17 protein-coding genes are annotated in these 18,554 nt (G+C 71.6%); 9 read left to right on the top strand and 8 right to left on the bottom strand.

Going from position 1 to position 18,554, the window contains the following annotated elements:
* The first annotated feature begins 372 nt into the window (after window positions 1-372).
* Together IEY56_RS06940 and IEY56_RS06945 are read left to right on the top strand one after the other, a co-directional pair.
* Window positions 373-855 (top strand): NUDIX hydrolase, encoded by a 483-nt coding sequence (locus IEY56_RS06940; RefSeq protein WP_189036173.1) that lies wholly within the window; start codon window positions 373-375, stop codon window positions 853-855.
* A 148-nt stretch (window positions 856-1,003) separates the two neighbouring features.
* Window positions 1,004-1,669 (top strand): DUF309 domain-containing protein, encoded by a 666-nt coding sequence (locus tag IEY56_RS06945; protein WP_229711668.1) that lies wholly within the window; start codon window positions 1,004-1,006, stop codon window positions 1,667-1,669.
* Between the two features lie 52 nt (window positions 1,670-1,721).
* Here the strand turns inward: IEY56_RS06945 and dhaM are convergent, their stop codons facing one another.
* The 7 genes from dhaM to IEY56_RS06980 all read right to left on the bottom strand — a co-directional run bounded on the left by dhaM (window position 1,722) and on the right by IEY56_RS06980 (window position 9,123).
* Window positions 1,722-2,171 (bottom strand): dihydroxyacetone kinase phosphoryl donor subunit DhaM, encoded by a 450-nt coding sequence (gene dhaM / locus IEY56_RS06950; RefSeq protein WP_189036174.1) that lies wholly within the window; start codon window positions 2,169-2,171, stop codon window positions 1,722-1,724.
* Window positions 2,164-2,796: a dihydroxyacetone kinase subunit DhaL gene (dhaL, locus tag IEY56_RS06955; RefSeq protein ID WP_229711669.1), complete on the bottom strand. Its 633-nt coding sequence runs from the start codon at window positions 2,794-2,796 to the stop codon at window positions 2,164-2,166. Before dhaL ends, dhaM begins: the two co-directional genes overlap by 8 nt.
* 79 nt (window positions 2,797-2,875) lie before the next feature.
* Window positions 2,876-3,868 (bottom strand): dihydroxyacetone kinase subunit DhaK, encoded by a 993-nt coding sequence (gene dhaK, locus IEY56_RS06960; protein ID WP_189036175.1) that lies wholly within the window; start codon window positions 3,866-3,868, stop codon window positions 2,876-2,878.
* Between the two features lie 369 nt (window positions 3,869-4,237).
* Window positions 4,238-5,143 (bottom strand): GNAT family N-acetyltransferase, encoded by a 906-nt coding sequence (locus tag IEY56_RS06965; RefSeq protein WP_189036176.1) that lies wholly within the window; start codon window positions 5,141-5,143, stop codon window positions 4,238-4,240.
* A 74-nt stretch (window positions 5,144-5,217) separates the two neighbouring features.
* On the bottom strand, window positions 5,218-6,669 hold the full coding sequence (locus tag IEY56_RS06970) for an amino acid permease (protein ID WP_189036260.1): 1,452 nt from the start codon (window positions 6,667-6,669) through the stop codon (window positions 5,218-5,220).
* Window positions 6,670-6,870: 201 nt separating this feature from the next.
* A complete protein-coding gene (locus tag IEY56_RS06975; protein ID WP_189036177.1) occupies window positions 6,871-7,827 on the bottom strand; it encodes a hypothetical protein in 957 nt (318 codons plus the stop codon).
* Between the two features lie 603 nt (window positions 7,828-8,430).
* Window positions 8,431-9,123 (bottom strand): peptidoglycan-binding protein, encoded by a 693-nt coding sequence (locus tag IEY56_RS06980; protein WP_229711670.1) that lies wholly within the window; start codon window positions 9,121-9,123, stop codon window positions 8,431-8,433.
* A gap of 231 nt (window positions 9,124-9,354) precedes the next feature.
* On the opposite strand from IEY56_RS06980, the gene IEY56_RS06985 reads away from it, so the two are divergent.
* The 6 genes from IEY56_RS06985 (at window position 9,355) to IEY56_RS28310 (ending at window position 15,236) form a co-directional block, all read left to right on the top strand.
* Window positions 9,355-10,140 (top strand): MgtC/SapB family protein, encoded by a 786-nt coding sequence (locus IEY56_RS06985; protein WP_189036178.1) that lies wholly within the window; start codon window positions 9,355-9,357, stop codon window positions 10,138-10,140.
* Between the two features lie 37 nt (window positions 10,141-10,177).
* On the top strand, window positions 10,178-11,794 hold the full coding sequence (locus IEY56_RS06990; protein ID WP_189036179.1) for a phytoene desaturase family protein: 1,617 nt from the start codon (window positions 10,178-10,180) through the stop codon (window positions 11,792-11,794).
* A gap of 205 nt (window positions 11,795-11,999) precedes the next feature.
* Window positions 12,000-13,439 (top strand): amino acid permease, encoded by a 1,440-nt coding sequence (locus tag IEY56_RS06995; RefSeq protein WP_189036180.1) that lies wholly within the window; start codon window positions 12,000-12,002, stop codon window positions 13,437-13,439.
* 10 nt (window positions 13,440-13,449) lie between these two features.
* Window positions 13,450-14,172, top strand: coding sequence for an alpha/beta fold hydrolase (locus IEY56_RS07000; RefSeq protein WP_189036181.1), 723 nt, complete (start codon window positions 13,450-13,452; stop codon window positions 14,170-14,172).
* 206 nt (window positions 14,173-14,378) lie between these two features.
* Window positions 14,379-14,894 (top strand): VOC family protein, encoded by a 516-nt coding sequence (locus IEY56_RS07005; RefSeq protein WP_189036182.1) that lies wholly within the window; start codon window positions 14,379-14,381, stop codon window positions 14,892-14,894.
* 111 nt (window positions 14,895-15,005) lie between these two features.
* On the top strand, window positions 15,006-15,236 hold the full coding sequence (locus IEY56_RS28310; protein WP_045865610.1) for a DUF397 domain-containing protein: 231 nt from the start codon (window positions 15,006-15,008) through the stop codon (window positions 15,234-15,236).
* Here the strand turns inward: IEY56_RS28310 and IEY56_RS07015 are convergent.
* The gene (locus IEY56_RS07015) at window positions 15,233-17,575 is read right to left on the bottom strand and encodes a HelD family protein (protein WP_189036183.1); all 2,343 of its coding nucleotides are present in this window, start codon (window positions 17,573-17,575) and stop codon (window positions 15,233-15,235) included. The genes IEY56_RS28310 and IEY56_RS07015 overlap by 4 nt on opposite strands.
* 357 nt (window positions 17,576-17,932) lie before the next feature.
* Here IEY56_RS07015 and IEY56_RS07020 point away from each other — a divergent pair, with 357 nt between their 5' ends.
* Entirely contained in the window at window positions 17,933-18,430 is a 498-nt protein-coding gene (locus IEY56_RS07020; protein ID WP_189036184.1) for a hypothetical protein, read from the top strand.
* The last annotated feature ends 124 nt before the right edge of the window (window positions 18,431-18,554 follow it).

Below are 18,554 nucleotides of genomic sequence, written 5' to 3' on the forward strand. Positions count from 1 at the left end.
GGGAGCCCCGGGCGGGGGACCGGGCCGGCCGGACCGGCCGGGACGGCGCAGCACCTGCGTCACCCGTCCCGAACCCTGGCAGGACTCGCACGCCTCGACGTAGCTGCCCCGGCCGTCCATGACCGTCTGCCCCCTCCCGGTACCACTGCAGGAAGTGCACCGGCAGGGCGGTGGCATAGCCGTCATACGCCATCACCTCCAGGCTGAGCGCTTGCCCGTCCCGGGCCGGACCACACGTCGCCGCTGCTCACCGGCCCTGTGCAGGCCCGGCGCCTCCTGTCTGCGGAGACCCACAGTGACCCTTCGACGGAGCACCGTCCCGCCCGGTCCTCCGGCGTCGCGGCTGACGCCCGAACACGTAGAGTCGGGCCCATGGCGACACCCGAGTTCATCCGCACCCTCCGCGAGAGCGCAGGTCACCAGCTGCTCTACCTCCCCGGCGTGAGCGCCGTCGTCTTCGACGACGAGGGGCGGGTGCTGCTCGGACGGCGGACGGACACCGGGCGCTGGGCGATCATCGGCGGCATCCCCGAGCCGGGGGAGCAGCCCGCCGCCGCGGTGGCGCGCGAGGTCCACGAGGAGACCGCCGTGACCTGCGTGCCCGAACGGGTGGTCCTCGTACAGGCGTTGCCGGAGCCCGTCACCTACCCGTCCGGCGACATCTGCCAGTTCATGGACGTCTGCTTCCGCTGCCGCGCCGTCTCCGGCGAGGCCAGGGTCAACGACGAGGAGTCCCTGGAGGTGGGCTGGTTCTCCCTGGACGCGCTCCCCGACCTGGAGGAGTTCGCCGTCAGCCGCATCAAGATGGCCGCCGGCGACGGACCCGCCTGGTTCGAGGGGATCGACGCGGCCTGAGCGCCGGGCCGCTGCGCCGTCCGCCCCAGCCGCAGGCCGCGGGCGGAGAGGGTTACGTTGGAAGGCGGAACGCCGGGGCCCGGCGGCGACGGGGAGAGTCTGCCCCGCGGGAGCCGGCGGCCGGGGCCGCGCAGGAGGTGGGAGTCACGTGCAGGGCAGCGACGAGCGCGAGGGCGGGGAGCCGGCGTGCTGGCTGAACCAGGTCTGCGAGGAGTGCGGCCGGGTGCGTGAGCAGCCCGGACGCGCGGACTGCGAACACTGCGGCCACGACCCGGCGGCGGACCGGCCCGAAGCCGGGGCAGGGACCCCGTCCGGCGGCCGTCGGCGGGAACGCCGCGACCGCGACCCGGAGGGGAAGGCCCGCAACGCGCGCCCGCGCGACGGGCTCGGACGGCCGCTCCCGTACGGGGAGGAGGGCGTCGCCCGGCAGCCCGAGGGCGTGGTGCGTACCCCGAACGAGACCCTGGGCGAGGCGCAGAGGCTGCTCGACGAGGGCAAGCCCTTCCACGCGCACGAGGTCTTCGAGGACGCCTGGAAGTCCGCGCCGGAGCAGGAACGGCCGCTGTGGAAGGGGCTGGCGCAGATCGCGGTCGGCGTCACGCACCTCGCCCGGGGGAACACCACGGGCGGCGCGCGCCTTCTGCTGCGGGGCGCCGACGGGATCGCTCCCTGGGCGGCCGGCCCCCCGCACGGCATCGACGTGGCCGCCGTGGAGTCGTGGGCCCGGCAGACGGCGGACGGGATCGAGGGGCGCGCCACGAGCGGGCCCGTGACGGTGCGGCCCCCCTCGCTGCGCGGCACCCCCGCCGTCTGACCCGCCCGGCGGGGTGGCGGCCCGGAGCCGGGACGGCCCGTGGCCGCCCCGCTCACACCTTCCGGAAGTGGTAGGCCTCCTCCGCGGCCGCGGCGACCTCCTCGAGGTCCGCACCTCCCGCGGAGGCGACCACCGCGGCGATCGCCCCCTCGACGAGGGGCGCGTCCACGAGCTGCGAGTTCTCCGGCAGTTCGTCCCCTTCGGCCAGCAGCACTTTCACCGTCAGCACGGCACTGCCGAGGTCGACGAGGATGGCCACCCCGGCGCCCGAGTCGACCTTGTGGGCCGCGGCGCTGATGAGTTCCGCACTGGTGCCCAGACCGCCGTCCGGCCCGCCGCCGGCGCCCTCCACCGGAGCGCTGTCGCGTCCGGCGGCGAGCCCCACGGCGAGGCGGGCGACCGAGTCGGCCACCTCCTTGCTGTGCGAGACCAGCACGATTCCCACACGCGGTTCCGGCTTCCCCGCCTGGGGGCGGGGTTGCGCGTCCTGCTGCTCACTCATCGGCGACCGCCCCGGCCAGTGCGGTGAACAGGAGCGCGGACGACGTCGCTCCCGGGTCCTTGTGCCCGATGCTTCTGTCGCCCAGGTAGCTGGCCCGGCCCTTGCGCGCACGCAGCGGAACGGTGGCCTGGGCGCCCTCGTCGGCCGCGGTGCGTGCCGCGCCGTACGGATCGGGCCCTCCGGCGGACAGCGCCTCGACGCCGGGGTAGAGCGCGTCCAGCATCGTCTTGTCTCCCGGGGCCGCGCCGCCGAGCTGGGCCACGGCGTCGACTCCCACGCGCAGGGCGTCCGCCAGCTGACGGCCGGTCACCTGCTCGTCGTCGCCGAGTGCCTTGCCCGTACGGCGCAGCAGTGTTCCGTACAGCGGCCCCGAGGCACCGCCGACGCTGGAGACCAACTGGCGGCCGGCCAGGATCAGTACGGCGCCGGGCGCGCTGGGCGACTCCTTGCCGAGCGCGGTGACGACGGCCGCGAATCCGCGCTGCAGATTGCTGCCGTGGTCCGCGTCCCCGATCGCCGAGTCCAGCTCGGTGAGCAGGTCGGCCTCACGCTCGACGGCGGCGGCTGCGGCGGTGAGCCAGCGGAAGACGGCACCTGCGTCCAGCTCATCGGTCAGGTCGGTCAAGACAACTCCCTTTCACGAGGGCTCGCGGGCGAGGCGCCCGACGGCGGCCGCTGCCCGGTCCATTGCTCACGGCTCATGCTCAGCAACCCCAGCGCAGACCCGGCGTGCTCACCGGCGCGTCGTACAACCGCAGCATCTCCTCGTCGGCCCGGCAGAGCGTCACTGAGGCCCCCGCCATGTCCAGCGAGGTGACGTAGTTGCCGACGAGGGTACGGGCGACGGGCACGCGGCGCTCTTCGAGGACGCGCCGCACCTCGGCGCAGAATCCGTACAGCTCCAGCAGGGGAGTGCCGCCCATGCCGTTGACGAGGGCCAGTACGGGGCCGTCGGGCTCCAGGTCCGTGAGCACCGCGTCGACCGCGAAGTCGGCGATCTCGCCCGAGGTCATCATGGGGCGGCGCTCGCGGCCCGACTCGCCGTGGATGCCGATGCCGAGCTCCAGCTCCCCGGGCGGCAGGTCGAAGGTCGGGCTGCCCTTGGCGGGCGTGGTGCACGGGTTGAGCGCGACGCCGAAGCTGCGCGCGGAGTCCGCGACCTGGCGCGCCATCGACTCCACCCGCTCCAGCGGCGCCCCCTCCTCGGCGAGAGCCCCGGCGATCTTCTCCACGTAGAGGGTGGCGCCCGTGCCGCGCCGGCCGGCGGTGAACTCGCTGTCGGTGACCGCCACATCGTCCTGCACGAGCACCTTGGCGATCTGGATGCCCTCGTCCTCGGCCAGCTCCGCGGCCATGTCGAAGTTCAGGACGTCGCCCGTGTAGTTCTTGACGATGAACAGGACGCCCTTGCCGCTGTCCACGGCGGCCGCCGCCCGCGTCATCTGGTCCGGCACGGGGGAGGTGAAGACCTCGCCCGGGCACGCGGCGTCGAGCATGCCCCGGCCCACGAAGCTGCCGTGCAGGGGCTCGTGCCCCGAACCACCGCCGGAGACGAGGCCGACCTTGTCGGCGACGGGTGCGTCGCCGCGGACGATCACCCGGTTCTGCACATCGACCGTGAGCTCGGGATGCGCCGCGGCGACCCCGCGCAGCGAGTCCGCGACGACGTTCTCCGGCACATTGATCAGCATCTTCATTGATACCTCCGAGTGAGCGAATGACTGTCTCTCTGGCCGGTGCTCCTACAGGTCAGAGCTGGAATCGCGGGTACGGCACCGAGCCCGGCGGCCGCCGACCGCGGCCGTGACGCACCGTCGGCACCGTGTGGCCCGCCCGCCGCTGAGCGCGGGTCAGCGGGACGGGCGCTTCTCCCTGCGGCTGCCGCGGGCGCCCCTCGGCGCCCGCGGGCGGGGCGGCTCGTGTCACGGGACGTGACCTGGTCGGTCTGCACATCTACAGCCTGCCGCAACGCGCGGCAGCTGAAGAGATCCGCGCGGGGTTCCCGGCGGGTTTCGCCGCCCTGCCGATGCGGGGCTCGCGATGCGGGGCGCACGGCGTGGGACCGCTCAGCCCAGCTCGAGGCTGGTGACCCCGAACACGCGCTCCGCGTCCACCGGCGGGGGCGGTCCGGCGTACATGCGGACGGTGTGGGACCCGGGCTGCAGACCCCGGGAGACGGCGAGGGCGACCGCCGCCTCGTGGGTCTCCGGAACATCGACATGGACCTCCTCGTCCTGGCCGGTGTGAGCGGTGAGTGCGTCGAAGAGCGCTTCGGCCGTCCGGCGGTCGTCGGCGAAGAGAGGCCCGATGCGGCTGCCGGAGCGCGCCTTGCGGACGACGCCGTACCCGGCGACCTCGCCCGCGCGCAGGAAGACGTAGGCCGAGTGCCCCTCCGCGGTGAGCCACCGTTCCAGGAAGGCGCGGCGTTCTGCGGGGAAGCACCGGCGGTCGTACTCCGCGACCGCGTCGAAGTGGGCATCCGTGACGGCCGTGACGTCCGGGGACGGGGTGCCGGAGGTCGTGGGCCGGCCGGAGTAGCGGCCGGTGCGGTAGGCGGGGACGAAACCCGAGCGCCGGTAGGTCTCCTCCTGGGCGGGAACCGCGTCGAGGCCGATCGTGCGCCCGTCGGCGTGCGGCACGGCCTCGTTCCAGGTCGCCATGCCGAGGCCCTTGCCGCGGTGCGCGGGATCCACGAGGTAGTAGCCCAGGAAGGCGAAGTCGTCGGAGTAGTTGACGACGGAGACCGCGGTGGCGGGCTTGCCCTCCAGCCGGCCGAGGAAGAACCCGGCCGGGTCCGTGGGGTGGAAGCAGACCGTGTCGCCGAAGCCCGGGTTCCACTCCTCTTCGGCAGCCCACTCCTCCACCTGCAGCCACTCCTCCGAGGAGGCGCGGCCGAGGACGAGCCCGGCCGCGGCGGCGGGCGGTTCCCCGGGGGAGGGCTGGAGCGGGGCGTCGTCGCTGAGGGGGGTCATTCCGTCTGTCCGTCCTTTCCCGGTGCCTCCGCGGCCGGGCGGGCCGGCCGCGGAGGCGGTGCGTCGGTCGTGCGTCAGATCAGGTCCATCGCGGCCACCTCGTCGGGGCGGCCGTAGCTGACGGGGCCCTGGAAGCGCCGGCGTGCGGTGGCGAACCACCACACGGTGGCGATGACGAGCACCACCGCCAGCGCGATCGGGGCGTAGTTGAAGTTGGTGGGCGTGATCGGCGAGGCGTGCGGCAGCATGAACAGCACGTTGCTGACCACGATCCACACCACGGCGACCGTTCCGACGGGCTTGCCCCAGCGTCCCAGGTGCCACGGGCCCGGCTCGAAGTCGTCGAGCTTCAGGCGGAGGTAGATCGGGACGGCGTAGGCGAGGAAGAGGCCCACGACGTTGACGCTGACGATCGCCGTGAACGCCGTCTCGGACCACCAGCCCGGGATGACGAGCACGAGGGAGCAGGCCGCCGCCAGCCACACCGCCTTGACGGGCGTGCGGGTGCGGGAGGACACCGAGTGCCACCAGCGGGAGCCGGGCATGGCGCCGTCCCGCGAAAAGGCGAAGATCTGCCGGGTGTTGCTGGTCATGTTGGCGAGACCGCAGAAGAGCATCGCGCCGATGACGATGAGCAGCAGGAATTTGGCGGTGCCGACGCCCAGGGAGTTGATGAGAATCTGCACCGGGGGAGCGTCGGCCTTGGCTTCGGCGCCGTAGTCGCGGATCGAGTACACGAGCGCGAGCATCAGGATGAGGCCGGTGATCGCGGAGTAACCGATGGCGCGCATGATGCCGCGCGGTGCGTTCACCGTGGCCTGCACGGTCTCCTCGGACATGTGGAAACTGCCGTCGAACCCGGTAAAGGTCCAACTGGTGACGAGCAGGCCCAGCATGCCGCCGTAAATGGCGCTCTCGAAGCCGGTGTTGTTCACGAAGTGCGTGACGAACGAGGCCGGCTGGTGGTCGGAGGGCACCACCATCAGCGCCGTCACGATGACGACCATGCCGATGAGCAGCCACCACACGGAGATGCGGTTGAGCAGGGCCACGAGCTGGACCGTGTAGGTGTTGGCCAGCGCCTGGAGCAGCAGGATCACCGCCGTGATGACGACGGTCTTCTGGATCGTCACCTCGTACGTGTGCCACTGCATCGCGAAGAAGGCCTGGAGGAACGTGGCAGCCGCGAAGCCCGTGGCCGCTGTTCCTCCCACCTGGCCCACGAAGTTCAGCCAGCCCGTGTACCAGGACCACGCGCCCTTGTGCTTCTTCGCGAGCTTTCCTGCGGAGAAATACAGCGCGCCGCTCGTCGGATACGCCGAGGCGATCTCCGCCATCGAGGCGCCGATGAAGAGCACCATCACCGAGACGCCGATCCAGCCGAATATGAGAATCGGCGGACCGCCCGCGTTCATTCCGAATCCGAAGGAGGAGAAGATTCCGGAGATGATGTTGATGATGGTGAACGAGATGGCGAAATTGTCGAACGCGCGGAATCGGCGCGTGAGTTTACGCGGATATCCCATCGCGTGCAGTGTGGCGTCGTCGTCGAGAGCCGGGGGAGCCTCTCGCTGACGCGTCCTCGCACGGGTGAGGAAGGAGGAGTCGGGCACGGAGAACCTTTCTGGGTGGGTCAGAGAAGAAGCGTCTTAGGGAGGGCCGGCTATGGGCCGTCCGATGCGCCGTGAGCCCGGCCCGGGCGTGTCCCGGCGCGAAGCGGCCCTGCCTCAGCGGGAGTTGGGTACCGGCAGTCCGCACGCCCTTCGGGCCTTGGTCAGCTGCTCCTCGGGGTCGCCCAGCGCGCTCCACGGCATTCGCGCGGCGTACGGCCCCATGGCGGCGAAGACCGGCCGGGCCTCGAACTCGCACTGCGCCATGAGCAGTGCGTGTGCCAGGTACGACAGGTCGATGACCGGGGTGAACTCGTAACCGGCGACCTCGGGAAGCCAGTGCTGGTAGGCACCCAACGCCGTGGCCTTCCACTGGGGTTGCTCCCAGGTGCGGCTCGCGAGCAGCGAGGAGGGGTCGTGCCCCTCGACGAGCGCCACGAGCGGCAGCAGCCGCAACGCCGAGGTCGCGGGGGCGCGTTGGCCGAGGAAGGCGGCGACGTCCCAGGCGGCGTTGGTCGAACCGCCGTACCGGGCGAAGAAGAAGGACAGGAACCGGTGATGGGCCTCCCGGTGCCAGGGGTCGAGGCGGAGGATGTGGGAGAAGAGCGTCCAGGGGCCCGTCGGTGCGGTGAGGAGCCCCTGCGGTGCGGGGTCGCGGGGGCGCTGCAGACGGGCCAGCGACAGCTGGGTGACCCACGGTGTCGGGTCCCTCGGGGCCATCAGCGCGGCGCGCTGGCAGGCGGCGAAGGCGATGCGTCCGAGGTTGGGGGCGCGTCTGTCCTCGGTGTCGGCGGCCCTCAGGGCCCGCAGCGAGGCCACGCGTGCCCACAGCAGTGCGGCCTCCCTGCTCGGGTCCTCGGCCAGCCACCGCTCGGCGAGGTCGGAGTCGGCGGCCTCCGAGGCGAGCACGAGCGAGCGGTGTGCGCGCAGGCCGTTGTCCGTGCGGGCGTCCTTGAGCGCCTCGTTGGCGCTGAAGTAGCGGCCGGCCCGCACGTCCACGCAGGCGCGTGCCAGCTGGCGGTCATCGGCCGCCGGGTGCCACTGGTACTGCCCCTCGAAAAAGCCCGCGGTCATGCTCTCCTGCCGAATCTGCCGTCTCCGCCGATGCCGCCCCCATGCGCACAATTCGGGCAAGCCGAATTCGACCGGAACTCATCCAGTGCCTGGCAGCAACGCACACCCTACTCAGCGTCATGACGGACCGGAACCTCCGATCCGTATCGCTATGGCAACGCTGCCCATTCCTCCCCACTTAGGTGTCTCCTCTGGGCCTCTAGAGGGGGTTGGGGTATGTGGTGAGCATATGTCAGCCCGCTGCTGCGCCAATTCGGCAGTGGCCGGCGCACATCCGGAGAGCCGAACACGCGTGGTGAGTACAGCGTTTTCGCGGAGTGGCCGAAGCGGGCGACTGCGACTTCGACAGCGGTGCCGGGAGGGCTGTTCGAGTAGTAAGGGATTGCTGTTCCTTGAAAATCGAACTTTCCCTGCGTGGTTTTTCAGTTGCCGCCCGTCGGATAGGCGGTCGCGCTACGGGAATTCTCAGAGCGCTCTCAAGTTCCGGTGCCTCACGCGGCGGTCAGGGAGAGGGGTGCGGCGGAGGCTCCGGCGGCCGCGGCTCTCCGCCGGCGCCGCCGAGGCGGCGCGGGGAGGGGCCGCGGCCCGGAGCGTGCCGATCCGTCAGGGAATCGGCGGGACCGTCGGGCCTTCCTGGGCGAGAAGGTCCCGCGCGAACTGCTCCCACTGCGCGTACCGGTCCGGATAGGCCGACCTCTGAACGGCCTGGCACACCTCGCCGGGAGGCATCGTCTCCCAGCCCTGGATCTGTATCAGGCCGGGATTGCTGCCGAACGGGGCGACGCCGTAGAAGGACTTGGAGGACGTGGGGACGTCCGTGATCTGCTCAGGCGTACCCCACCCGGTGCTGGGGCGCTGCTGGAAGATGCCCAGCGAGTCGTGGTCGACGGGCTCCGTGTAGTTGACGAACTTCGACTCCTGCATCGCCGTCATCAACGCGATGACCTGGCCCTGTTCGGGTATCTGCGCGCCCTTGCCCACGCCGATCACCGTCCGGGCGTTCGCCAGTTCCTCCGGTCCGAGGTCCGCCGGTGTCACGAACACCTTGTGCAACTCCGAGTCCGGGGCGTCCTGGAGCGCCCGGGCCGTCGCCCCGTCGACCTCGCCCGTGGTCTTGAGGCCGTGCTTCGCCTGGAACCACTCCAGGCCGTGCCCCGAGTCCTCGGCGGAGGCGGACGAGCCGGCCGTACCGGACTGGGAGGCGACGGCCGACGGGGCGGTGAGCAGGGTGCCCGCCGCGACGAGTGCCGCCGCTGCCGCGGCCGTCGCCCTCCTGCTCCGCATGGTGCGCTGCATGGTGCTTCTCCTCCCGTTGGGCGTGCGGAGGGAGTCCGCACGCGGTTCCGGAGCCTCTCCCGCTGCGGTCGTGCCGTTTCGGATTCCACTGCGGGCGGTCCGGGCCTGTACCCGCCACACGTGCGCGGCCGCCTCCCCGTATGACACGCCCCGGTGTGATGCGGGCCACTTCCGCTTTCGCGGCTCAGGTGCTGGTAGTTTCCGGACGAAACCATTCAAAAGGAGGCGCTCGTGCAGGAGTTGGCGGCTCCTCTGTGGGACGTGCAGAACAATCAGGGACTGCGGGAACTGGGCGAGCTGGGCCTCGCCCTCGTGCTCTCCACGCTCATCGGTTTCGAACGCGGCTCCCAGCAGAAGAGCGCGGGGCTGCGCACGCACGCCCTGGTGGGCATCGCCAGCGCTCTGATGATGCAGATCTCCCAGTTCGGATTCAGCGCCGTGCTGGGTGTGGAGAACGCCTCCTTCGACCCCTCAAGGGTCGCTTCGCAGATCATCACCGGTATCGGCTTCATCGGCGGCGGACTGATCTTCGTCAGCAGAGGAGCTGTCCGCGGTCTCACCACGGCCGCCACGGTCTGGCTCACCTGCGCGGTCGGCATGGCCTGCGGCGGCGGGCTGGCGCTGCTCGCCACGGTGACCACCGCGCTGCACTTCCTCGTCGTCCGCGGCTACCCCCTGGTCGCCTCGCGGCTCGCGGCGGGAAGGACGCCGGCGCAGTCCGCGCTACGGCTGCGCTACCGCACGGGCGAGGCGTTGCTGCCGCAGCTGATGGAGATGTGCACGGAAAGGGGTTTCCGCATCCTGGGGGTCAGGGTCGACCGGCTGCCCCGCGCACCGCAGCGGGGCAGGTTCGGAACGACCGGCGAGGAACCCCTCGAAGAGGAGGCGGCGGAGACGGCCCGTGTCGTGCTGCGTCTGGAAGGCACCGCCGACGTACGGCAGATGGCGTCGGAGATGTTCAACACCCCGGGCGTCCTGGGCATGGACGTCTCGCTCGAAGCCGATCTCGACGAATGAGCGTGTGGGACGGGCTCGTGACGTGCTACGAAGAAGCATGCCTGACGCCCCCCACCGCACCTCCGGTGACTCAGCAGTCCACGACGCCGTCATCGTCGGCGGAGGACACAACGGCCTCGTAGCCGCCGCCTATCTGGCCCGTGCCGGAAAGCGCGTCCTCGTACTGGAACGCCTCGGCAACACGGGCGGCGCCGCCGTGTCGACCCGGCCGTTCGCCGGCGTCGACGCGCGGCTGTCCCGCTACTCCTACCTGGTGAGCCTGCTTCCCCCGCAGATCGTCGACGACCTGGGGCTGCGCTTCGCGGTACGCAAGCGGAGCGTCTCCTCCTACACGCCCGCCGTACGCGACGGCAGGCGGACCGGCCTGTTCGTCGGCGGAGGCACCGCCCGCACAAGGGAGTCCTTCGCCCGACTCACGGGAGGAACGCGGGAGTTCGAGGCGTGGGAGGACTTCTACGCCATGACGCAGCGCGTCGCCCAGCGCGTATTCCCCACCCTCACCGGGCCTCTCCCCACCCGGGAAGAGCTGAAGGAGCGCGTCGGCGACGACGCCGCCTGGAGCGCGCTGTTCGAGCGGCCGCTGGGCGAGACCGTGGAGGAACGGTTCACCGACGACCTCGTGCGCGGCGTCGTGCTCACCGACGGCCTCATCGGGACCTTCAGCCACGCCCACGACCCGTCTCTGCTGCAGAACCGCTGCTTCCTCTACCACGTCATCGGCGGAGGCACGGGGGACTGGGACGTCCCCGTCGGCGGGATGGGCGCACTCACCGAGGCACTCGCGGAGTCCGCGCGGGCGGCGGGGGCGGACATCGCCACCGGCCACACCGTGCTCCGCATCGAGACCGACGGGAACACCGCCGAGGTCCACTACCGCACGGAGGAGGGCGAGGGCAGCGTGCCGGCGCGCCGCGTGCTGGTCAACGCCTCGCCCGAGGCGCTCGCGGAGATGCTCGGAGAGACACCGGCGGACCGGGCCGGGTCCGCCGCCGGATCCCAGCTGAAGGTGAACATGCTGCTGCGGCGGCTCCCCCGCCTGAAGGACTCCGCGGTGGACGCACGGGAGGCGTTCGCCGGCACCTTCCACGTCGCCGAGGGCTACGAGCAGCTGGCCGACGCGTACCGGCAGGCCCAGCAGGGGACTCTGCCCGAGGTGCCGCCGTCGGAGCTGTACTGCCACTCGCTGACCGACCCCTCGATCCTCGGGTCCGAACTCGCCTCCGAGGGCTACCAGACGCTTACGCTCTTCGGACTGCTCACGCCTCCCGAGTGCTTCGAGCCGTCAGCAGGGGACGGACAGGACGGCAAGGCGCTCAAGGAGATGGCACTGGCGGCGACCCTCGCCGAACTCGACGAGCACCTCCAGGAGCCGATCCGCGATTGCCTCGCCCTGGACGAGGACGGAAACCCCTGCATCGAGGCCAAGACCCCGATGGACCTGGAGGACGAACTGCGCCTCCCCGGCGGGCACATCTTCCACGGCGACCTGTCCTTCCCCGTCGCCGGGGAGGGCACCGGGCGCTGGGGCGTCGAGACCGCGCACGCCAACGTGCTGCTCTGCGGGGCGGGAGCCGTACGGGGCGGCGGAGTGAGCGGCATCGGTGGACACAACGCGGCAATGGCGGTACTGGAGAACGAAGGAAACGACAAGTAGGCGCACGGAGGCGGTGCCGGGCCGGTGCTGCCCTCGTTGAGGGCGGCACGGCGAGGGGAACCCGACGGGCGCGGCGAGCGGATGCCCGTGACCGCTGGTCACGGGCACAGTGCGGTGCCTTCGTCCGGGCGCGGGCGCCCGCCATGATGAGTCCGACGGGCGGGCCGGTACTGCCGTCGGCACAGACACCTTGAGGAGGACCTCGATGGCCGGGCTCTGGAGCACGCAGGGTGTCCTGCGACGCAAACCCATCGAGCAGATCGGCGAGGGTGAGGACGGGGCCGCTCACCAGCTGACACGGGTGCTCAGCCTGTGGCAGCTGACGGCCATCGGCGTGGGCGGCATCATCGGTGCCGGCATCTTCACGCTCGCCGGCACCGTCGCCAACGGGAAGGCGGGGCCCGCCGTCCTGGTCTCCTTCCTCATCGCCGGGGTCGCCAGCGCCGCCGCGGCCCTCTCCTACGCCGAGTTCGCGGGCCTGATCCCCAAGGCGGGTTCCGCGTACACCTACGGGTACGCCGTTCTCGGCGAGATCGCCGGCTGGTTCATCGGCTGGGACCTCCTGCTCGAGTACACGGCCATCGTCGCGGTGGTCGCGATCGGCATCTCCGGCTACTTCTCCTTCCTGGTGCAGCAGGCGGGCGCCGAGGTGCCCGCGTGGATGCTCGGTGCTCCTGGCACCGGGGACGGGCACCGCGTCGACCTGTTCGCCGTCGTGCTCTGCCTGCTGATCGCCTTCCTGCTCAGCCGGGGCATGAAGAGCGCCGCCCGGTTCGAGACCTTCGTCGTGGCGCTGAAGGTGCTGGTCGTCCTGCTCGTCGTCGTGGTCGGCTTCTTCTACGTCGACACGGCGAACTACGAACCCTTCTTCCCCTTCGGTGTCTCCGGCGCCTTCACCGGCGCGGCCACCGTCTTCTTCGCGGTCTTCGGCTACGACGCGATGAGCACGGCCGCGGAGGAGTCCCGGGACTCCCAGCGCCACATGCCCAAGGCGATCATCTACTCGCTGGCGATCTCGATGGTGCTGTACGTGCTGGCCTGCCTCGTCCTGACGGGCATGCAGAACTTCACCGAGATCGACAAGGAGAGCGGATTCTCCACCGCCTTCAAGTCGGTCGGCCTGTCCGGTATCGCGGACCTCATCGCGGTGGGCGCCATCATCGGCATCCTCACCGTGATGTTCACCTTCATGCTGGGCGTGACCCGCGTGTGGTTCTCGATGAGCCGCGACGGGCTGCTGCCGAAGTGGTTCGCCAAAACCCACCCGACGCGTCACGTGCCCACCCGCGTCACCTGGATCGTGGGCGTCGCCTCCGCCGCCATCGCGGGCTTCCTGCCGATCGAGCAGGTCGCCGAACTCACCAACATCGGCATCCTCCTGGCCTTCGTCGTGGTGTGCGCCGCGGTGATCGTGCTGCGCTATCGGCGGCCGGAGCTTCCCCGCACCTTCCGCGCCCCCGGCATGCCCTTCGTGCCGGCGATCGGCGTGGGCTTCTCGCTGTGGCTGACGACGTTCCTGGCCTGGCAGACGTGGCTGCGGTTCGCCGTCTGGCTGCTGATCGGCCTGGTCATCTACTTCGGGTACTCCTACCGCCGTTCGGAGCTGGCCGGGCGGCCGCCGGAGACAGGCGTGGGCAAGGAGTAGCGTCGGGCGTATGAGTGAGGAAGTCAGCACCGTCTCCGTGAACGGCCTCCGAATCGCCTACCGCACCTGGGCGGAGGACAACGCGGAGGGCACTCCCGTCGTGCTGCTCCACTGCCTCGGCGAGGACGGCGAGGACTGGCGCGGTCCGCTGATCAGCCGGCTCGCGGCCGCTCACCCGGTCTTCGCCCCGGACCTGCGAGGGCACGGCCGCAGCGACTGGCCGGGGGAGTACGGGCTGGACGCCGTCAGCGCGGACGTCCTCGCCTTCCTCGACGTGCTGGGTCTGGACCGCGTCATCCTCATCGGCCACTCCTACGGGTCGGTCGTCGCGGGCATCCTCGCCGGGAAGCACCCGTCCCGCGTGGAGCGGCTCGTCCTCGAGGAGACACCCGCCATGCTGCCGCTGGACCCGCCGCGGGAGATCCGCGACAAGCCGGACGGGCCGCAGGCCTTCGACTGGGAGGTGCGCAGGCAGTTCGACCGCCAGCGCAACGACCCGGACCCGCGCTGGTGGGAGGGGCTCACGGAGATCACCGCTCCGACGCTGCTGATCGGCGGCGGTCCTTCCAGCCATCTCCCGCAGGAGGACATGGCGGTCATGGCGGAGCGCATTCCGGAGGCCTCGCTGGTCACCGTCGAGGACGCCGGCCACCTCGTGCACGAGGACAGGCCGGGGGAGTTCGCGGCCGCCGTGCAGACCTTCCTCGCGGGCGGTTCCCCCTCCGGCAGGTGACGTCCGGAGCGGTGCCCGCAGGTCAGCGGCCGCCGCGCAGGCAGGCAGCGGCAGCCCCTCCGCCTCGCCGGCGGTCCGGCACCGGAAGGTCCGCTACGACGGTCCGGCTTCGACGAGTCAGTCGCTGACGGTTTTCCCGTGCGGGGCAGTGGACACCCGTAGAGTGATAGTTGAACAGCAAAGCACTTCTGCGAGGAAGGTCCTTGATGGCTGAGCCCGAAGGCACGGCGCTGGAGGAACTGCGTGTCAGGCGTGAGGCTGTGCGCACGCGTTACCTGCGAGACGGCGCGCAGCGACCGGCGACCACGGCGCGCGGAGTCCACCACGTGGCTTTCATCTGCCGGGACGTCGAGGAGACCGTCCGCTTCTACCAGGACCTGCTCGGCTTCCCCCTCGTCGAGATGGTCGAGAACCGCGACTACCGCGGTTCCACGCACTTCTTCTTCGACATCGGCAACGGCAACCTGCTCGGGTTCTTCGACTTCCCCGGCCACGACCATCCCCCCTTCACCGAGACGGTGGGCGGCGTGCAGCATCTGGCCCTGGCGATGGACGGCCCGGAGCACGCGGCGGCCCGCCGCGCCCTGGACGAGGCGGGCATCGAGTACGCCGGCCCGGACCGCGGCGTGGAGGAGAGCCTGTATCTGCGGGACCCCAACGGCGTCCCCGTCGAGCTGTACCGAGAGGACCTCGGCCTCTTCGACGGCAACAAGATCGTCTGACCTGCCCCCGTGTGCGGGCCCGGGGCGAACCGGGCCCGCACAGGCCTGTCGGGGCGCCGCCCGCGCTGGTTACGCTGATCGTCCGGACAGCGAGACGCGGGAGGATCGCACGTGGCGGAGCGCACCGTGACCAGCACGGCGGTAAGGCCGGACCTCGACCTGACGAACGCCCGCTGGCAGTCGGGCACCCAGGAGATGGGCGGCGTGGAGATCGCCTTCGTCGAGGGCTGGATCGCCATGCGCAACGGCCGCACACCCGAGGTTCCGGCCGTGATCTTCTCCCCCGGGGAGTGGAACGCCTTCGTCCTCGGCGCGCGCGACGGGCGCTTCGACCTCACCTAGGGTGCCCGGTCCGGATCCCAGGGGGCGTGCGCCTGCGGGCTGTCTCCTCGGGCCGACCGGTCCAACTGCACCAGCGCCTCCGGCAGATGACCCTCGTACACGACGGTGAGCCGGTGCGTGACCCGCGTGATCGCCACGTACAGGTCGTGACCGCCCTGCGGTGACTGGGCGAGGATGCCCGCCGGGTCGGCCAGCACGACCCGGTCGAACTCCAGGCCCTTCGCCTGGGCCACGCTCAGCACGGCCACCTCGGCGTCGAGCGCGGCGCTGCCGCTGCCCGTGGCCGCCCGAGGCAGGGCCCGGCACAGGGCGGGGACCCGGTCGTCGGGGGCGATGACCGCGAGCTTGCCGCCGCCCGCCTCGCGCAGCGCCCCGTGTTCACGGGTCACGCACCGTACGGCCCCGGCGGCCAGCGATCCCGTCTCGCAGCGCACCGCGTGCGGGCGTACGCCCTCCTGCCGCACCGACCCGGGCGGCTCCTGGTCCGGCGACACGGCAGCGAGCACGCGCGCCGCCGGCTCCATCACCTCGGCGGGCGTGCGGTAGTTGACCGTAAGGCGCTCCTCCCGCCAGCGGCCCGCCGCGTGCGGGGCGAGCACCCCCTCCCAGCTGCGGGCGCCGGCCGGGTTACCGGTCTGTGCCACGTCCCCCACGAGCGTCATCGAGCGTGAGGGTGCCCTGCGCATCACCATGCGCCACGCCATGGGGGACAGCTCCTGCGCCTCGTCGACGATGACATGTCCGTACGCCCAACTCCGGTCGGCCACCGCCCGGTTCGCAGTCGTACGCGCCGCCCCGGGGCCGCACATCCCGACGGCGAGGTCCGAGGCCTCGACCAGCCCGGACTCGTCGAGCCCCAAAATCTGCAGGACTTCCCGGGCGTACCGCTCCTCCTCGGCCCGCTCAGCACGCGCCGCGCGAGCGCGGGCACGCGCGGACGAGTCGTCCTCGCCCAGCAGTTCGGCGGCCTCGTCGAGCAAGGGCACGTCACCGACCGTGAGTTCGGCGCCCGGCGGGCGCAGCAGCGCAGCCTGCTCGGTGTCATCGAGCAGGTCCGCCGCCGCCCCGGCCAGCAGAGAGCAGTCGGAGAGGAGCCGGTCCACCAGCCGGGCCGGAGTGAGCAGCGGCCACAGCCGGTCCAGCGCCGACCGCACGGATCGCTGCCGCCACAGTTCTCGGGGGCCGTGCCGCAACTCCTCGTCGTCCAGCGGACGTTGGGTGTGCTCCGCGCGTGCCCGTACGAGGGCGGCGAGCATGTCCGTGACGAAGCGCTTGCGTGCCGCGTTGTGCGGCGTCTCCAGCGCTTGCGCGCGTCGCAGCGCGCGCAAGCACACCTCGTGGGGCACGCGGACGCTGGTCTCCTCCTCGTCCAGCGGCACCGGCAGGTCGCCGTCCGGGACGTGCTGGTGCAGCCGCACGGCCTCGGCCAGCACCCGGGCCATCCGCAGGGAGCCCTTGATCACGGCTGTCGCGGCGGTGTCCTCCGCGCTCGTCTCCACACCGGGGAAGAGCCCGCCGAGGGACGTGAGCACCACGTCCGTCTCACCCAGGGAGGGCAGCACCTCGCCGATGTAGCGGAGGAAGACCGCGTTGGGCCCGACGACGAGCACGCCCCGGCGGGCGAGCGTGCTGCGGTGCGTGTAGAGGAGGTAGGCCGCACGGTGCAGCGCGGCCACCGTCTTGCCCGTCCCCGGGCCGCCCTGCACGACGAGGACCCCTTGCAGGGGCGAGCGGATCACGCGGTCCTGCTCGGCCTGGATCGTGGCCACGACGTCGGTCATCCTGCCCGTCCGCGCGCCGTCCAGTGCCTGGAGCAGCGCCGCCTCGCCGACGAGCCCGGATTCGTCGCCGGACTCCGGGCCCGGCTCCCGCAGCAGCCGCGGGTCGAGGATCTCGTCGTCGATGCCGGTGACCGTTCGGTTCTGCGAGTGCAGGTGGCGGCGCCGCGCGAGGCCGGAGGGCCGGGCGGGCGAGGCGGTGTAGAAGGGTCCGGCCGCCGGGGCCCGCCAGTCGACGAGCAGCGGGTCCATCGCGGGCGTGCGCAGGCCGATGCGGCCGACGTAGAGGGCCTCGCCGTCCACCGCGTCGATCCTCCCGAAGCACAGTCCGCTCTCCACGGAGTCGAGCTGGGCGAGGCGGCGGGAGTACTCGTCGGAGAGCGCCTCGCGCTCGGTCGCCGCCTGACGTGTGCCGCCGTCGGTACCGCGGGCGTGCACTTCGGCGAGCACCTTCGCCGTGGCGGCGCGCTCCTCCTCGAGCCGGTCGTAGAGGAGGTCCGCGTATCTCTGCTCCTGATGCAGGGCCGCGGCCAGAGGGGCCGCCGGTTGACTCTCGGTCATGGGGATGCTAAACTCCTCAACGGACGTGCTGTGCAAGGAAGTTGATGCACGTGAACCGTCGAGCTTAACAGCTCCGGTGTTCCGCGTCAGCGGTCAGCGGTCACCCGATCTCGCGTACTCCCGTACGGCACTGCCGCTCCTTCCCCCGCAGTCCCGGCTGCGTGCCGCGTCTCCCAAGCGGTCTGCCCCGCGCGCACACGCCCGCGGGACGCTCCGCGGTCCCGGCCCGGCGCGCACGGAGTGCCGGGTGTGGCATCGGCTCCCGGAGGCTCCGGGCCGCACGGGCGCCCCGGTTCCCGCGTCCGGTGAGCGGGGACGCCCGGCGGGGCGTCCTGCCGGGGCACGTACCATGTCCGCATGTCGTTCCTCCGCCGTCGCAGTGCGTCCGTGCCCGCGGGCCCCGACTTCGATGTCCTGGCCATGGACCCGACCGACTGGCCGGGCAATCTCGGGGCAGGTCTGCTGCCCGCCCCGGACGGCAGCTGCCAGGGCGTCTTCCTGCGCTACGACCTCTTCGGAGGCCGCGGACCGGCCATGATCATCGGGAATCTGCCGGAGGGCTCGCCGGCCCGCGAGGTGAGCGGCAGCCAGGTGCCTTTCGAGGTGGCCCAGCTGATGTCCGCGCTGGAGAACGACGAGCCGGTCGAGGTCACCGAAGTCGAGGACGACCCCGTCATGCACGAGGACAACCTGCTGATCGTGCGCCGCGTGAAGTGCACGGAGGAGCGCATCTCCTGCGTGCAGTTCGACCGCAGCGACGGCGTGCTCGTGACCATCGCGAGCTGGGACCGTCCGATCACCAACGACCTCTACGCCCTGCTGAAGCCGCTCCCGGCGGAGATGTTCCAGCACTAGGGGCTGTCTGACAAATGGCGCCGTTCGCCCGGAGGGCGGGGCGAGCCAGGCGGGATTTGTCAGACACGCCCTAGGACCAAGCCCGGCAGACGCAGTGCCGCCGCGCAGAGGGCCCGGCACCCCC

Source organism: Streptomyces daqingensis (assembly GCF_014645895.1).
In the GTDB taxonomy this organism is placed as follows: domain Bacteria; phylum Actinomycetota; class Actinomycetes; order Streptomycetales; family Streptomycetaceae; genus Streptomyces; species Streptomyces daqingensis.

What these genes read in the sequence shown, in the direction of transcription:
- dhaM (WP_189036174.1), bottom strand. Translation starts at nt 2,171, where the DNA reads ATGAGTGAGCAGCAGGACGCGCAACCCCGCCCCCAGGCGGGGAAGCCG.
- IEY56_RS06980 (WP_229711670.1), bottom strand. Translation starts at nt 9,123, where the DNA reads ATGCAGCGCACCATGCGGAGCAGGAGGGCGACGGCCGCGGCAGCGGCG.
- IEY56_RS06975 (WP_189036177.1), bottom strand. Translation starts at nt 7,827, where the DNA reads ATGACCGCGGGCTTTTTCGAGGGGCAGTACCAGTGGCACCCGGCGGCC.
- IEY56_RS07020 (WP_189036184.1), top strand. Translation starts at nt 17,933, where the DNA reads ATGTCGTTCCTCCGCCGTCGCAGTGCGTCCGTGCCCGCGGGCCCCGAC.
- IEY56_RS07005 (WP_189036182.1), top strand. Translation starts at nt 14,379, where the DNA reads ATGGCTGAGCCCGAAGGCACGGCGCTGGAGGAACTGCGTGTCAGGCGT.
- IEY56_RS07000 (WP_189036181.1), top strand. Translation starts at nt 13,450, where the DNA reads ATGAGTGAGGAAGTCAGCACCGTCTCCGTGAACGGCCTCCGAATCGCC.
- IEY56_RS06965 (WP_189036176.1), bottom strand. Translation starts at nt 5,143, where the DNA reads ATGACCCCCCTCAGCGACGACGCCCCGCTCCAGCCCTCCCCCGGGGAA.
- IEY56_RS06990 (WP_189036179.1), top strand. Translation starts at nt 10,178, where the DNA reads ATGCCTGACGCCCCCCACCGCACCTCCGGTGACTCAGCAGTCCACGAC.
- dhaK (WP_189036175.1), bottom strand. Translation starts at nt 3,868, where the DNA reads ATGAAGATGCTGATCAATGTGCCGGAGAACGTCGTCGCGGACTCGCTG.
- IEY56_RS06995 (WP_189036180.1), top strand. Translation starts at nt 12,000, where the DNA reads ATGGCCGGGCTCTGGAGCACGCAGGGTGTCCTGCGACGCAAACCCATC.
- IEY56_RS06940 (WP_189036173.1), top strand. Translation starts at nt 373, where the DNA reads ATGGCGACACCCGAGTTCATCCGCACCCTCCGCGAGAGCGCAGGTCAC.
- IEY56_RS07015 (WP_189036183.1), bottom strand. Translation starts at nt 17,575, where the DNA reads ATGACCGAGAGTCAACCGGCGGCCCCTCTGGCCGCGGCCCTGCATCAG.
- IEY56_RS06970 (WP_189036260.1), bottom strand. Translation starts at nt 6,669, where the DNA reads ATGGGATATCCGCGTAAACTCACGCGCCGATTCCGCGCGTTCGACAAT.